Genomic DNA, 13,421 nt, shown 5'->3' with positions numbered 1-13,421 from the left:
ACCATGGAGGCATGCAACGTGACCAGCTCGCCGACTTCCTGCGCCATCGCCGCGAGGCGATCAGCCCGGCCGAGGTCGGCATCGCCGACAGCCACCGCCGCCGCACGACAGGCCTGCGCCGGGAAGAGGTCGCCATGCTCGCCGGCATGTCGGTGGACTACGTCGTCCGCCTGGAGCAGGGCCGCAGCAGCCAGCCCTCGCCGCAGCTGCTCGGCGCGCTGGGCCGGGCGCTGCGGCTCTCCGACGACGAGCGGGACCACCTGTTCCACCTGGCCGGCCACCGGCCACCGCCCGCCGAGGGGGTGGCCCGCCTGGCCCGCGCGGGGCTGATCCGCATGCTCGACCTGCTCCGCGACACCCCGGCCCTGGTGATGTCCGACCTGAGCGAGGTCCTCGCGCAGAACCGGGCGTCGGTCCTGCTGACCGGCGATCACACCCGCCACAGCGGTGACCGGCGCTATCTCGTGTACCGCTGGTTCACCGACCCCGCGGTCCGCGCCGTGCACTCCCCCGACGAGCAGGAGCACCATGCCCGCCATATCGTGGCCGACCTGCGCGCAGCCGCCGGCCGCCGTTCCGACGATCCCGCGGTCGCCGGACTCGTCGACCGGTTGCAGGCCGCGAGCGCCGACTTCCGCAGGCTGTGGGCCGAGCACGAGGTGGCGGTGCGGCGCGCCGACCGCAAGACGCTGGTGCACCCGAGGGTGGGCCGGCTGGTGATGGACTGCGAGACCCTGGTCACTCCCGACCAGGGCCAGCAGATGCTGGTGCTGACGCCGGCGAACGCCGAGGCCCGCGAGCGGCTGCAGCTGCTGCTCGTCCTCGGCAACGAGGAATTCCCCACGAGAGCGGCGAGCACACCGACGCGGTGACCAGAGGCTGGGGCCCTTCCGCCGGGGCCCGCCCGCCCGCGTCCGCCGGCGTCATCTGCCGCGGCCCGCCGGGGGCGCCACGGTCGCGGCGTGCGGCGCGGTGAGAGGCCACAGGGCGTATGCGGGAGCCATCACCGCGCGTCAATGTTTATGACCGTATATAGCGCATATAGCGACCTCATCCGATACTCCACCCGATTTACCCCTCCCAGAGTGGGCACCCCTTGCCCGTGTGGCCGTCCCAAGCCCACTTCGCCGGGAAGGAGCCGAGCATGCAGACCATCGAGACCATCTCCCTGGAGGACGCCCGCCGGATCATCGACGCGGGCGAGGCGCGGGCCCGGGAGCTCGGGCAGCCGAGCAACATCGCCGTCGTGGACGCCGGCGGCAATCTGGTCGCGCACATCCGGATGGACGGTGCGTGGATCGGCAGCGTCGACATCGCCATCAACAAGGCCTTCACCTCGCGGGCCTTCGACATCACGACCGCCGACCTCGCCGGGGCGGCGGGCCCGGGCGAGCAGTTCTTCGGGATCAGCGGCTCCAACCAGGGCCGGGTGATGATCTTCGCCGGCGGCATCCCGCTCCGGCACGACGGCCACGTTCTCGGCGGCGTCGGCGTCAGCGGCGGGTCCGGGGAGCAGGACCAGAGCGTCGCCGAGGCCGCCGCGGCCGGCTTCTGATCGGAGCGGAGGCGGGTCAGCCGACTTCCCGTGCCAGTTCGAGGCCCAGGACGCCGTCGAGGAGGGCGAAGGTCTCGAACTTGACGCCGTCGGGAACGGCATCGCTGGTGGCGATCTCCCGCAGCAGGTCCAGCACGGCGCGGGTGTCGAGGTCGTCCGCGAGGCGGGACTCGGCCTGCCGGCGCAGCTCCGGCGGGACGGGGCGCGAGGGGCTGGTGGCCCACCGGGCGGTCAGCGCGCGCCAGCGGCGCAGCTCCTCGTCTGCCGCTTCGAGGGAGCGCCGGTCGAGCTTCGCGGGGTCCCCGTGCGGGAGGTCGAGCAGGGCCAGCCTGACCGCGAGCAGATCGGAGCCGCCCTGCTCCGGCGCGGGAAGGGGCTCCGCTGTGGCCGGGCCGATCCTGAGCCAGGCGCCCTCCCCGCCGCCTCCGCCCGCGGCGCCGCCTGTGCTGCCGCGCGTGCTGCCGTTGCCGTCCGTGCTGCCGTTCCCGCCGGGGCCGTCGTTCCCGCCCGGCGCCGGGCCCACCCGGACGTCCGGTTGGCCCCCGAGCGCGGCCGTGACGCCGGCCCCGCGGACCACGTCCGACGGCGGGTGGGCGCCGAGGGCCGCCACAACCGGGTGGAACGGCGCCGGGCTCTCCGCCGCCGTGCCGTCCGGGACGTCCCACACCATGGCCACCTGCACACCGGTGCGCTCCAGGACGCGCAGCAGAACGTCACCGACCACGACGACGCGCATGTCGCCGGTGCCGGGAGCCCCGCCGGGCATGGCCAGGTGTTCGCAGAGCCGCAGCAGCCCGTGCCGGGCCGAGGGCACCTCGGCGGGCCGGCCGGTCCTGCCGTCGGTGATCGTCACCATCCGTCGCGTCCTCCCGTACAGCGTGCGCGTGTCACACGGTCCCGGGGAGCGGTTCCGCCGGTCAAGGGCGCACTTCTCCGCGGCAGCGGCGCGGTGCGTGCACGGCCTCGGCCATGCCGCGCCCGGTCGCGACCTGGCAACGTGACCGGCAGGTGGCCTGCGGTACGCGCCGCTGCGGTGCGGGCCGGCCGCCGGGCCCGGGTCCAGTTCCATGCTCGGTGCCGGCCGCGACAACCGCGATACGGCACCGTGCCGCTCGCCGGCGGAGCCGCCGGGGTGAGCGGAGCGTCGTCCACGGGCTTCACGGCCGGGGCACCGCCGCATGCCGAGGTACCGTAAAAGGTCGGCTTTGTCGCACCCGGCGCGGCGCCCCGCCCGGCGGGCCCGTGGGCGCCCTGGTGGCGGACCGGGCCGGCCGTGTCGCAATGACCGCACTTCGGAGGAGACCGCCATGGCGGGGATGCCGCCCCTCCCCGGCGTCCTGGCCGATCTCGCACCGCTTCTGGACCACTGGGGCTACCTGGCGGTCGGCGCCCTCGTGGGCGTGGAGGACCTGGGCATCCCACTGCCGGGCGAGACGGTCATGATCGTCGCCGCCATCTACGCCGGTGCCGGACGGCTGAACGTCTTCGGCGTGGCGGGCATCGCCTGGATCGCCGCCGTCCTGGGCGACAACATGGGGTACTGGATCGGCAGGACCGCCGGCCGGAAGCTGGTGGCGCGCTACGGCAAGTACGTGTTCCTGCCGCCGCGCAGGGTCGCCAAGGCGGAGGACTTCTTCGGCCGGCACGGCGGCAAGGTGATCGTCGCGGCCCGGTTCATCGAGGGCATGCGCGAGGTGAACGGGCTCATCGCGGGCATCGTCCACATGCCCTGGCGGCGCTTCCTCGTCTACAACGCGGTGGGGGCCGCCTTGTGGGTCGGCACCTGGGTGTCCGTCGGCTATCTGGCAGGCCAGCACATCTCGTCGCTGTATCCGGCCATCCGGGACTCCGAGCTCTGGCTGCTCATCGCCACGGCCGTCCTCGTGGCGGCGCTGCTCGCCCGCCGCATCCGCCGCCACCGGCGGGAGAAGCGCGAGGAGGACCGCGAGGAGCGCGAGGACGGCGGAAACGGCGGAGACGGCGAGGAGGGCAAGGATCGGGAGGACGACGGGGATCGCGAGGACGACGGGGGCCGACCGGAGGCCGATCAGCAGGCGGACGGCGGCAACAGCACGGACGCCGACGGCCGGACAGATCCCGACGACCACGCAGACCCAGCTGATCGGCCAGACGCCGACGACCGCACGGACGGTGGCACGGACGGCGAGGACCGGACGGACGGCGGCAACCGGACAAGCGGCAACGGCAACCCCAACGCCGACAGCGACAGCGACAGCGACAGCGACAGCGACAGCGACAGCGACAGCGACAGCGACAGCGAAGACTGACGCGAGCGAGCGGCAGCAGCGCGCGCAAGGGCCGCAAGAGCGGGCCTGACCCACCGTCGCGTGGCCAACTCCTCATCCGCTGCCGTGTATCCGGTCCCGCAAGGGGCCTCAGCACCAGCGCATCCCAGCACTAGGCTGCACGGTACACGTACCGTGCAGTATGCCGGTGTCCCCCGAAAGGGGCACCGGCTCTGCGCGGCCGGCAGGACGCGAAACTCCTTCGACACTAGGAGCACACCGGCATGCGCTACACACGACTGGGATCGACCGGACTTCAGGTCTCGGCGCTGAGCCTGGGCTGTATGAGCTTCGGGGATCCGACGCGGGGCAAGCACGACTGGACGCTCGACCTCGACGCCAGCCGCTCCATCATCCGCAAGGCGCTGGACGCCGGGATCAACTTCCTCGACACCGCCAACACCTACTCCGACGGTTCCAGCGAGGAGATCGTCGGCCAGGCGCTGCGCGACCTCGGGACCCGGCGCGACGACGTGGTCATAGCGACGAAGGTCTTCAGCCGGATGCGTCCGGGGCCGAACGGCGCGGGCCTGTCCCGCAGGGCGATCCTCGCGGAGATGGACAACAGCCTGCGCCGGCTCCAGGTCGACCACGTCGATCTGTACCAGATCCACCGCTGGGACTACGAGACGCCGATAGAGGAGACGCTGGAGGCCCTCCACGACGTGGTGAAGGCCGGAAAGGCCCGCTACATAGGCGCGTCGTCGATGTACGCCTGGCAGTTCTCCAAGGCGCTCCACCTGGCCGACCTGCACGGCTGGACGCGCTTCGTGTCCATGCAGAACCACTACAACCTCCTGCACCGCGAGGAGGAGCGCGAGATGCTGCCGCTCTGCGCGGACGAGGGCATCGGTGTCATCCCGTGGAGCCCGCTGGCGCGCGGGCGGCTCACGCGTCCGTGGGACTCGGCGACGGCCAGGTCCGAGACGGACGAGTTCGGCAAGACGCTGTACGGGGAGGAGGACCGCGTCATCACCGAGCGGGTCCTTGAGGTCGCCGAGCGGCGCGGGGTGGCACCGGCGAGCGTGGCGCTGGCCTGGGTGCTGCGCAATCCCGCGGTGACCGCGCCGATCATCGGGGTGTCCCGTGCCGAGCAGCTGGACGCCCTCCTCGCGGGCGTGGACCTGACGCTCGACGACGAGGACGCCGCCTACCTGGAGGCCGCGTACGTGCCGCACGCGCCCGTCGGCTTCAAGTAGGAACGGCTGAGCCGGACCCACCGAGCCGCCCGCCGCCGGCGCCGGCGAACGCGCCCGCGCCGGCGGCGGGCGGCGATGGCGTCACCTCACGTCCGCCTCACGTCCGTCACGTCCGCCTCACGGCCGATGGGTGGGGCGGGCGCCGCGCGAGACGCCGAATGGCCCTCGTGGTGGCACTCGTCCGGGCACCTTCCGGCCCTGGCGCGGTACCGGCGCCCAGCGGCGGGTAGATCGCCTGGTCGGCGGAGGGCGCCGGTGCGCATGGCCGCCCGAGGGTCCGGTGGCCGCGCGGAGCGCCCGATCGCGTGGCCTGTGACCGTGCCGGTCGCACGGCCCTCCGCGGTGCCGGCCGCGGTGGTCCCGGCGCCGCGCGGGCGTGGTCCGACGCGGGTGACGGGCCGTCCGCCCGGTGAGAGAGGAGTGCGTATGCCCAGCGCGGCCGACCACGAACAGGTCCTCGGCGACCTCCTCACCGCCAGCCATACGATCACCCTGGAAGAGCTTCCGGACGTGGTCGCGGAGCATGTCCCGCGCGCCGGTTGGCCAGAGGTACTGATCTACGTCGCCGACCTCCAGCAGACCGTGCTGTCGCTGCTGGCCCCCCGCACCGGCGACGCCTCCCGGCGGGCACGGGGGTATCCGTCCGCGCTGCGGGTCGACGACAGCGTGGCCGGCCGGGCCTTCCAGCTGGGGCGGATCGTCGCGGACCCGGACGAGGCGGCCGGCGGGCAGCAGCCGCGGCACCGCTGGTGGGTGCCGCTGCTGGAAGGCACGGAACGGCTCGGGGTGGCGAGGGTCGCGGCCGATGCCGACATCGGCGACGACGCCGGCGCGGTGAAGCGGCTCCGGGGCCTGGCGGCGCTGCTCGCACTGCTGCTGGCGAGCAAGCGGAGCGCCAGCGACTCGTACGCGCGGCTGGTGCGGCGCCGCGGCATGAACGTGGCCGCCGAGATGGCGTGGCGCCTGATGCCGCAGCACACCCTGACGACCGGCCGGGTGCTGATCAGCGCGCTGATGGAGCCTGCCTACGAGGTCAGCGGCGACGCGTTCGACTACGGCGTGGCCGGGGAGGTGGTCCATCTGAGCCTGTTCGACGCCATGGGCCACGACACCGCCGCCGGCCTCACCGCGACCCTCGCCCTGGCCGCGGCCCGCAACCACCGGAGGCATCAGAGCGGAATCCTGGAGGCGGCAGAGGCGATCGAGGCCGCCCTGGTCGAGCAGTTCGACGGTGCCCGGTACGCCACCGGCGTCCTGGCGGAGTTGAACGCGCGCACCGGGGAGTTCAGCTGGACCAACCTCGGCCATCTTCCACCGGTGGTGCTCCGCCAGGGCGACACGGCTTTCCTGCACTGCCCGCCGGCGCCACCGATGGGCACCGGGCTGGGCCTGTCCGCGACGCTCTGCCAGACCCGCCTCCAGCCCGGGGACAGGCTGCTGCTCTACACCGACGGCGTCACCGAGGCCCGCAACCGGCGGGGCGAGGAGTTCGGGCTGGCCCGCGTCACGGACTTCGTCGCCCGGCACCAGACCGCCAGCCTGCCCGCCCCCGAGACCCTGCGCCGGCTGATCCTGCTGCACCGCAGGCACCACGAGGGGCGCCTGAACGACGACGCCACCGTGCTGCTCCTGGAGTGGAACGGGCCCACACCCTACCGGTCGGAGGACGTCGAGACCCTGCTCGGCCTGCCGGACGACACCGCGCACGCGGACAGCCCGCGCGAGGCCGGACAGGCACCGGACGCGGACGGCATGGCCTGAGCGGGCCGGGTGAGCACCGGGGCGCCGGGCGGGTGTGGTGAACGGCGCCTCGGTTGTCCGGCCGCGTGGCCGTCCGTTCTCGGTCAGGTGGAGCGCGCGCATCCCGTCCCCGGGCCACACGCCGGACGCCATGGCGCCGTTCTCGGTTCGTGGGGGATACGACGGCGGCAGGCCGGCAGCGGTTCAGCGCGGCGGTCGGCGCCGGTACGCACCCGGGGTGTGGCCGAAGGTGCGGTGGAAGACGTCGATGAACGCGCTGGCGGACGACCACCCGCACCGGTGGGCCACGGTCGTCACCGGGGTTCCTTCCGCGAGCAGCACGAGGGCGTGGTGCAGGCGCAGTTGGGTGCGCCACTGGGGGAACGTCATGCCGAGGTCCGCCTGGAACAGCCGTGAGAGGGTGCGGTCGCTCGCGCCGACCGCCCTGCCCAGCGTGGCCAGCGTGCGGTTGTCCGCCGGATCGGCGTGGAGCAGGGCGCACACTTCCCTGAGGCGGGGCGAGGTGGGCGCGGGCAGCCGGAGCGGCTGCTGCGGCGAGGCCCGCAACCGGTCCAGCAGGACGGCGCGGAGCCGGGTGCGCTCGGGGCTGTCCTCCAGCGGCGGCCGGGTGTGGGCGAGGAGGAGCTCGCGGAGCAGGGGGGCGACGGCCAGCACGGTCGGCTCGTCCAGCGCGAGCGGGTTGTCGGCGGCGGGCAGGCCGACGAGGTGGAGTTCCACGTCGCCGTGCGCCTGGTGGGCGTGCACGGTGCCCGCGGGTATCCAGATGGCCCGCGTCGCCGGGGCCACCCAGGTGCCGGTGCTGGTCGTCACGGTCAGCACGCCGCGCCCGGCGTAGGCGATCTGGTGGTCGTCGTGCCGGTGGGCGTCGATACCGGTTCCGGTGGTCAGCCGCTGGGTCCGGGTGGGGGCGAGCGGCACATGGCGGGTCTGCGTCATCGATTGGCAGTTTATTGGAAGTACGACAGGGGGTGTGCCGCCGACGATGGTGCGGTGCGCAGGAACACGTCGATCCTCATGTTGTCGGTCGGGCACGGCTGCGTGGACGTCTACCAGGGTGCGGTGGCGTCCCTGGTGCCCTTCTTCGTGGCCGAACGCGCCTACAGCTACGCCGCGGTGTCCGGTGTGGTGCTCGCCGCGTCGGTGCTCTCCTCGGTGGTGCAACCCGTGTTCGGGCTGCTCACCGACCGTTGGGCGATGCCGTGGCTGCTGCCGGTGAGCACCTTGCTGGGCGGTCTGGGGGTCGCCGTGAGCGGGGTGTGCGAGGGCTACGTGCCGACGCTGGCGTGTGTGGCCGCCTCGGGGCTGGGGGTGGCGGCCTACCACCCCGAGTCCGCGCGCGTCGCGCGGCTCGCCAGCCGCGGCAGCCACAGCGGGATGAGCTGGTTCTCCCTCGGCGGGAACCTCGGCTTCGCGCTGGCGCCGCTGCTGGTCTCGGCTGTCGTCTCCACCGGCTTCGGCCTGCGGCTGTCGCCGCTGCTCGTGGTGCCCGCCGTGGCCGGGAGCGTGCTGTGCCTGCCGGTGCTTCGCTCCCTGCGCGTCCCGGGCGGCGCCGGCGGCGGCTCCCGGGTGCCGGCGGGCTCCGACGACCGGGCGTCGTTCGTGAGGCTGTCCCTCGCGGTGGTCTGCCGGTCGGTCGTCTTCACCGGACTGAGCACCTTCGTCTCGCTCTACGCCGGCCAGCGCCTGGGGGGCGGCACGGCGGCCGGCACCGCGGCGCTCTTCGTGCTCTACCTCGGCGGTGCGGTGGGCTCGGTGCTGGGCGGGAGGCTCGCCGGACGCTGGGACCGGGTGGCCGTCGCCCGCTGGTCCTATCTGGCCGCGGCCGTCGCCGTGGCGGGGCTGGTCACCGTGCCGGGCCCGGTGCTCTATCTCTTCGTGGCGCTCGCCTCGATCGGGCTGTACGTGCCCTTCTCACTTCAGGTCACCCTCGGCCAGGACTATCTGCCGTCCCGCGTGGGCACCGCCAGCGGCGTCACCCTCGGACTCACCGTCAGCGTCGGCGGCCTGGCCAGCCCCCTCCTCGGAGGCCTCGCCGACGCGACCTCCCTCCAGGCGGCGCTGCTGCCGCTGTCGCTGATGCCCGTACTGAGCTGGTTGCTGTTCCGGACGCTTCCCGAGCCCCGGGTGCCGGCGCATCTGGCGGGGGCACGGGAGCCGGACCCCGGCGAGGGCGCAGGGCAGCTCCCGGTTCCGCCCCGGCAACCGGGAGCCTGAGCGCCGTTCCGGGCGGAGCCCCGCGCGGGACCGTAGCCCCCGGTTCCCTACCCGGCCTGCTGGCCGCCACCGAACCCCGGCAAGTTCCGCCATGTGAACGTCACTTAACAGAATGAATCCATCCAGGATGCGCCGGGGGCGCTCCCCCGGCGCGCGCAAGTAACGCGCAAGTGACCGCCGCACCATGGACGAACAAAGGTACGGACCTTCATGATGTGTGATCCCCCACTCATGAAGGTGGTTCACATGGATAGACGACGGCTCCTGCTCGGAGGCGCCGCGCTGGCGGTGGCGGTTCCGGTCCTCGGCGCCTTCCCGGGCACCCGCCGCAGCGCCGCGGCGGCCGAGCCCCCGTCCGGCCGGCTGCCCTCCCGTGCCGAGATCACCGACGTCCTGCGGCGGGTCGCGGACCACTGGATCTCCTCGAACGGGGCAGGCGACAACGCCTGGGCCCGCGCGACCTTCTACAGCGGGCTGATGGCCCTGTACACGCTCACCGAGGACGACCGCTACCTCGACTACGCACGCACCTGGGCCGAGCAGCACTCCTACGGCATCTCCGGCGGCACCAGCACCCGGAACGCGGACAACCACACCGCCATCCAGGTCTACCTCGACCTCTACGAGGCCGAGCCCGACGAGCAGAAGCTCACCGCGGCGGAGGCGACGCTGCGGCACATGCTCACGGACCAGCCGGACAAGAACGACGACTGGTGGTGGGACGACGCCCTGCACATGGGCATGCCGCCCTTCGCACGCTTCGGGCGGCTCCGCGAGGACACCGCGTTCTGGGACAAGCTCCACAAGCTCTACGACCACACCAAGAACGCCCAGGGCGGGCCCGGCCTCTACGACACGGGCACCGGCCTGTGGTACCGCGACGACAACTTCCTGCCCGGCGGGATCGAGTCGCCGAACGGAAAGCCGGTGCTGTGGGCCCGCGGCAACGGGTGGGTGGCCGGAGGGCATGTGAAGACCCTCAAGGCCCTGCCCGAGGACGCGGATCACGCGGCGGAGTACCGCGACACCCTGGTGCGGCTGGTGACGGCGCTGGGGCCCCTCCAGCGCGAGGACGGGTTCTGGAACGTCAACCTGGCGGATCCGGACCACTTCCCCGGCCCGGAGACCAGCGGCACCTCCTTCTTCACCTACGGCACGGCGTACGCGGTCGGTGCGGGGCTCGTCGACCGGGACACCTGGCTCCCGGTGGCCGCCCGGGCGTGGAACGGGCTGGTGGCGACCGCCGTGCACTCCGACGGTTTCCTGGGCTACGTGCAGGGCGTGGGCGACCGGCCGGACTCCAGCCAGCCCGTCACCTACGACAGCACCGCGGACTTCGGCGTGGGCGGCTTCCTGCTGGCCGGCGCGGAGCTCGCCGGGCTGGCTTCCTGATCCGGTCCCGGCCCGACCAGCACCTGACGAGGTGCTGCCAGGGGGCCGACTCGCCGTTCCACCGGCGGGTCGGCCCCCTGAAAAGGCTCCCAGGAGCCCCTACTTCTGCCACCCCATCTTCACGAAGTCCCAGTCGCCCAGCCCGCTGGCGCCGAAGTTCGCGAGCCCGGCGCGGACCGCGTAGATCTGAGGCCGCTGGTAGAGCTCGATGGAGTGCACCTCGGCCCAGATCTTGACGTCGGCCTCGTTGTAGAGGGCGTTGGACTTCGCGACGTCCGTCTCGCCCGCCGCCCGGCCGAGCAGCTTGTCGATCTCCGGGGAGCCGATGCCGCCGAAGTTCAGGTAGGTCTGCTTGCCCTTCGGCTGCCGGAACGTCGGGTAGAGCTGGGTGTGGAAGACGTAGTCGACGTTGCGGAAGCTGGTCAGGTCGAAGTCGCCGCGGTCCAGGTACTTGTCCGAGAAGTCCTCGGTCGGCACCTTCTGGATATTGATCTTGAATCCGGCCTGGCCGAGCTGCTGCTGCACGATCTGGGCCTGGTCGAGCGCAGAGGACGACGAGCCGGCCGAGATGACGTACTGGAGGCTCAGCTGCTGCCCGCCCTTGGTGCGCGGCTTGCCCGGCCCGTTGTCCTTCCAGCCCGCCTCGTCGAGCAGCTTCCTGGCGCCGTCGAGGTCGAAGGTGCCCCACTTGCCGGCGTTGGCCTTGTAGCCGGCCTGGTTCGGCATGAAGAAGTGGTTGTCGAGCGTCTGGACCGGGAAGTCGAGGTCCTTGGCGAAGGCCGCCACGATGCCCTTGCGGTCGGTGGCGAGGTCCACGGCCTGGCGGACCTTCAGGTCCTTGAGGGGACCGCGGTCGCCGAGGGTGATGTGCACCTCGTCCCAGCGGGCGCCGCGCCTGATGTCGGTGCCCGGCGCCTTGGCGAGCCGCTTGTAGTCCTCGGGCAGGATGGCGGGCGCCTCGTCGATCTCCCTGTTGAGGTAGGCCTCGGTGTCCGCGGGCTGATCGAGGGCGCGCCAGGTGATCGAGTCCAGCTTGGGCTTGGGGCCCCACCAGTTGGGGTCGGGCACGGTGGAGACGGTCTGGCCCGTCTTGTCGAAGGACTTGATCTTCCAGGCGCCCCCGGTGATCGGGATCCGCTCGATCCAGCCCTTGTTGAACTTCTCCGGCGTGTCGATGCCGTCCGCCGGCAGCAGCGGGCGGAAGAGCCGCTGCCAGTCGGTGTACGGCTTGCCGAAGGTGACCTTGACCTCCTGGTCGTCGGCGCCCCGGGCCACCTTCGAGATCTGGTCGTATCCGCTGGAGTCGGCCACCAGGTACTGGTCGTTGCTGCCGTTGACGGCCTTCCACACGGCCTGGAAGTCGCGGTAGCCCATCTGCTTGCCGTTGGACCACTTGGCCTTCGGGTTGAGCTTGTACGTCACGACCTGCGGGCTGGTCGAGGTGACCTTCGCCGAGAGAAGGTAGTTCGGGTCCGGGTGCGGGACGCCCTTGGCGTCGCGCGGCAGCAGCACCGGCTCGACCTGCTCCAGGATCGCGACGGCGTCACCGTCGGTGCCGTCCACCTGGTACCAGTTGTACTGGTGCACCCACTTCTGCACGGAGAGCTTCAGCCGGCCGCCCTGGCGAACGTTCGACATGGGCTGGGCGTTGATGGCCTGGGCGTCGACGGCGGGCGCCGCGCCCTTCTTCCGGGCGTTGTCCGAGGAGTCGTCGGAGGAGCCGCATCCGGCCATCACCAGCGCCGCCGAGACGGCGGCGACGGTAAGGGTGATATGTCTTGATCGTCTGGACATGACGTTCCTCCGGATGCCTACAAGCGCCTGCACGGGGGGTGTGCGGCGCAGCCGAGGGGATGGTAGATCCACAACAGCCGGTCCGTATGCAGTTCCTGGCATCTGACATGCTCTCTTAACAGACCGGCGATATTCCGATACGAAGATCGGAATATGCGCGAGCGGAGAGGAAGCACCCTGTGACGGCCTATCTGGCCAGAAGGCTCGGCTACTACGCGATTCTGCTGGTGGCCGCCGTCTGCATCTCCTACGTGCTCGCGTCCACGGCGCTCGATCCGCGCGCCTACTTCGAGGGCCGCCGCCCGCCGCCGTCGCCCGAGGCGGTCAGCGCCCAGCTGACGGTGCTGGGCATCAACGGCGACACCCCGTTGCCGGAGCGGCTGTGGCACTGGATCACCGGTGCGGTGCACGGCGACTTCGGCCGGACCATCGACGACACCTCGGTGACGGCCGAGCTGGGCCGCCGGCTGGGAGTCAGCATGCGACTGCTGATCACGGGCACAGTGCTGGGCACGGTGGTCGGCGTGCTGGCCGGTGCCTGGACGGCGGTGCGGCAGTACCGGATCTCCGACCGTGCGGTGACCCTCGCGTCGTTCCTGCTGCTGTCGACGCCGACGTTCCTGCTCGCTGTGCTGTTGAAGATCGGCGCCATCAAGCTGAACTCGGTGCTGGGCACCGACCTGATCCAGTTCACCGGCGAGAAGGACCCCGACCTGCACGGCGGCCTGCTGGCGCAGCTGCGCGACCGCGGCGTGCACCTGCTGCTGCCCACGCTCTCCATCGGCCTGGTGACCATCGCCGCCTACAGCCGCTACCAGCGCAACACCATGCTGGACGTGCTCGGCGCCGACTACCTGCGCACGGCCCGCGCCAAGGGGCTGAGCCGGAGCCGGGCGCTGCTGAGGCACGGCCTGCGCACCGCGCTGATCCCGATGTCGACCTACTTCTCGTACGGCTTCCTGGCGCTGTTCACCGGGGCCACCTTCACCGAGATCGTCTTCGGGTGGCACGGCATGGGCGAGTGGCTGGTGGAGTCGATCGGCAAGGACGACATCAACTCGGTGGTGGCCGTCTCCACCTTCGCCGCCGTCGTCGTCCTGCTCTCCGGGTTCCTCTCGGATGTGCTGCACGCGGCGCTCGATCCGCGGGTACGGGCCTGAAGGAGCTGACGTGACGACAGAGAGTGTGGTGGCGGCCGCC

The 13,421-nt window shown here is 72.1% G+C and carries 11 protein-coding genes; 8 read left to right on the top strand and 3 right to left on the bottom strand.

Annotated elements, in window-relative coordinates; genetic code table 11:
• The first annotated feature begins 11 nt into the window (after positions 1-11).
• Together Sm713_RS24020 and Sm713_RS24015 are read left to right on the top strand one after the other, a co-directional pair.
• On the top strand, positions 12-872 hold the full coding sequence (locus Sm713_RS24020) for a helix-turn-helix transcriptional regulator (protein WP_212911613.1): 861 nt from the start codon (positions 12-14) through the stop codon (positions 870-872).
• A gap of 272 nt (positions 873-1,144) precedes the next feature.
• The gene (locus Sm713_RS24015; RefSeq protein WP_212911612.1) at positions 1,145-1,555 is read left to right on the top strand and encodes a heme-binding protein; all 411 of its coding nucleotides are present in this window, start codon (positions 1,145-1,147) and stop codon (positions 1,553-1,555) included.
• 16 nt (positions 1,556-1,571) lie between these two features.
• Here the strand turns inward: Sm713_RS24015 and Sm713_RS24010 are convergent, their stop codons facing one another.
• On the bottom strand, positions 1,572-2,411 hold the full coding sequence (locus tag Sm713_RS24010; RefSeq protein ID WP_212911611.1) for a hypothetical protein: 840 nt from the start codon (positions 2,409-2,411) through the stop codon (positions 1,572-1,574).
• A 451-nt stretch (positions 2,412-2,862) separates the two neighbouring features.
• Between Sm713_RS24010 and Sm713_RS24005 the strand changes: the two genes are divergently transcribed.
• The 3 genes from Sm713_RS24005 (at position 2,863) to Sm713_RS23995 (ending at position 6,821) form a co-directional block, all read left to right on the top strand.
• The gene (locus tag Sm713_RS24005; RefSeq protein ID WP_212911610.1) at positions 2,863-3,843 is read left to right on the top strand and encodes a DedA family protein; all 981 of its coding nucleotides are present in this window, start codon (positions 2,863-2,865) and stop codon (positions 3,841-3,843) included.
• 242 nt (positions 3,844-4,085) lie between these two features.
• Positions 4,086-5,060, top strand: a complete 975-nt coding sequence (locus Sm713_RS24000; protein WP_212911609.1) for an aldo/keto reductase — start codon at positions 4,086-4,088, stop codon at positions 5,058-5,060.
• A 426-nt stretch (positions 5,061-5,486) separates the two neighbouring features.
• Positions 5,487-6,821 carry a PP2C family protein-serine/threonine phosphatase gene (locus Sm713_RS23995; protein WP_212911608.1) on the top strand — a complete coding sequence of 445 codons (1,335 nt, stop codon included), beginning with the start codon at positions 5,487-5,489 and terminating at the stop codon, positions 6,819-6,821.
• A 183-nt stretch (positions 6,822-7,004) separates the two neighbouring features.
• Here the strand turns inward: Sm713_RS23995 and Sm713_RS23990 are convergent, their stop codons facing one another.
• A complete protein-coding gene (locus tag Sm713_RS23990) occupies positions 7,005-7,757 on the bottom strand; it encodes a helix-turn-helix transcriptional regulator (RefSeq protein ID WP_212911607.1) in 753 nt (250 codons plus the stop codon).
• Positions 7,758-7,811: 54 nt separating this feature from the next.
• On the opposite strand from Sm713_RS23990, the gene Sm713_RS23985 reads away from it, so the two are divergent.
• Both Sm713_RS23985 and Sm713_RS23980 read left to right on the top strand, forming a co-directional pair.
• The gene (locus Sm713_RS23985; protein WP_212911606.1) at positions 7,812-9,035 is read left to right on the top strand and encodes an MFS transporter; all 1,224 of its coding nucleotides are present in this window, start codon (positions 7,812-7,814) and stop codon (positions 9,033-9,035) included.
• 246 nt (positions 9,036-9,281) lie between these two features.
• On the top strand, positions 9,282-10,427 hold the full coding sequence (locus Sm713_RS23980; RefSeq protein WP_212911605.1) for a glycoside hydrolase family 88 protein: 1,146 nt from the start codon (positions 9,282-9,284) through the stop codon (positions 10,425-10,427).
• Positions 10,428-10,526: 99 nt separating this feature from the next.
• Here Sm713_RS23980 and Sm713_RS23975 read toward each other — a convergent pair whose 3' ends face one another.
• Entirely contained in the window at positions 10,527-12,221 is a 1,695-nt protein-coding gene (locus tag Sm713_RS23975; RefSeq protein WP_212911604.1) for an ABC transporter family substrate-binding protein, read from the bottom strand.
• A gap of 179 nt (positions 12,222-12,400) precedes the next feature.
• Here Sm713_RS23975 and Sm713_RS23970 point away from each other — a divergent pair, with 179 nt between their 5' ends.
• Positions 12,401-13,381: an ABC transporter permease gene (locus tag Sm713_RS23970; RefSeq protein WP_212911603.1), complete on the top strand. Its 981-nt coding sequence runs from the start codon at positions 12,401-12,403 to the stop codon at positions 13,379-13,381.
• The last annotated feature ends 40 nt before the right edge of the window (positions 13,382-13,421 follow it).

It is taken from the genome of Streptomyces sp. TS71-3 (assembly GCF_018327685.1).
Lineage (GTDB): Bacteria > Actinomycetota > Actinomycetes > Streptomycetales > Streptomycetaceae > Streptomyces.
This window is presented reverse-complemented; position numbering and strand designations above follow the sequence as displayed.

Excerpts from the sequence above, each read along its gene's own strand:
- Sm713_RS24020 (WP_212911613.1), top strand. The coding sequence starts at position 12 with ATGCAACGTGACCAGCTCGCCGACTTCCTGCGCCATCGCCGCGAGGCG.
- Sm713_RS24015 (WP_212911612.1), top strand. The coding sequence starts at position 1,145 with ATGCAGACCATCGAGACCATCTCCCTGGAGGACGCCCGCCGGATCATC.
- Sm713_RS24010 (WP_212911611.1), bottom strand. The coding sequence starts at position 2,411 with ATGGTGACGATCACCGACGGCAGGACCGGCCGGCCCGCCGAGGTGCCC.
- Sm713_RS24005 (WP_212911610.1), top strand. The coding sequence starts at position 2,863 with ATGGCGGGGATGCCGCCCCTCCCCGGCGTCCTGGCCGATCTCGCACCG.
- Sm713_RS24000 (WP_212911609.1), top strand. The coding sequence starts at position 4,086 with ATGCGCTACACACGACTGGGATCGACCGGACTTCAGGTCTCGGCGCTG.
- Sm713_RS23995 (WP_212911608.1), top strand. The coding sequence starts at position 5,487 with ATGCCCAGCGCGGCCGACCACGAACAGGTCCTCGGCGACCTCCTCACC.
- Sm713_RS23990 (WP_212911607.1), bottom strand. The coding sequence starts at position 7,757 with ATGACGCAGACCCGCCATGTGCCGCTCGCCCCCACCCGGACCCAGCGG.
- Sm713_RS23980 (WP_212911605.1), top strand. The coding sequence starts at position 9,282 with ATGGATAGACGACGGCTCCTGCTCGGAGGCGCCGCGCTGGCGGTGGCG.
- Sm713_RS23975 (WP_212911604.1), bottom strand. The coding sequence starts at position 12,221 with ATGTCCAGACGATCAAGACATATCACCCTTACCGTCGCCGCCGTCTCG.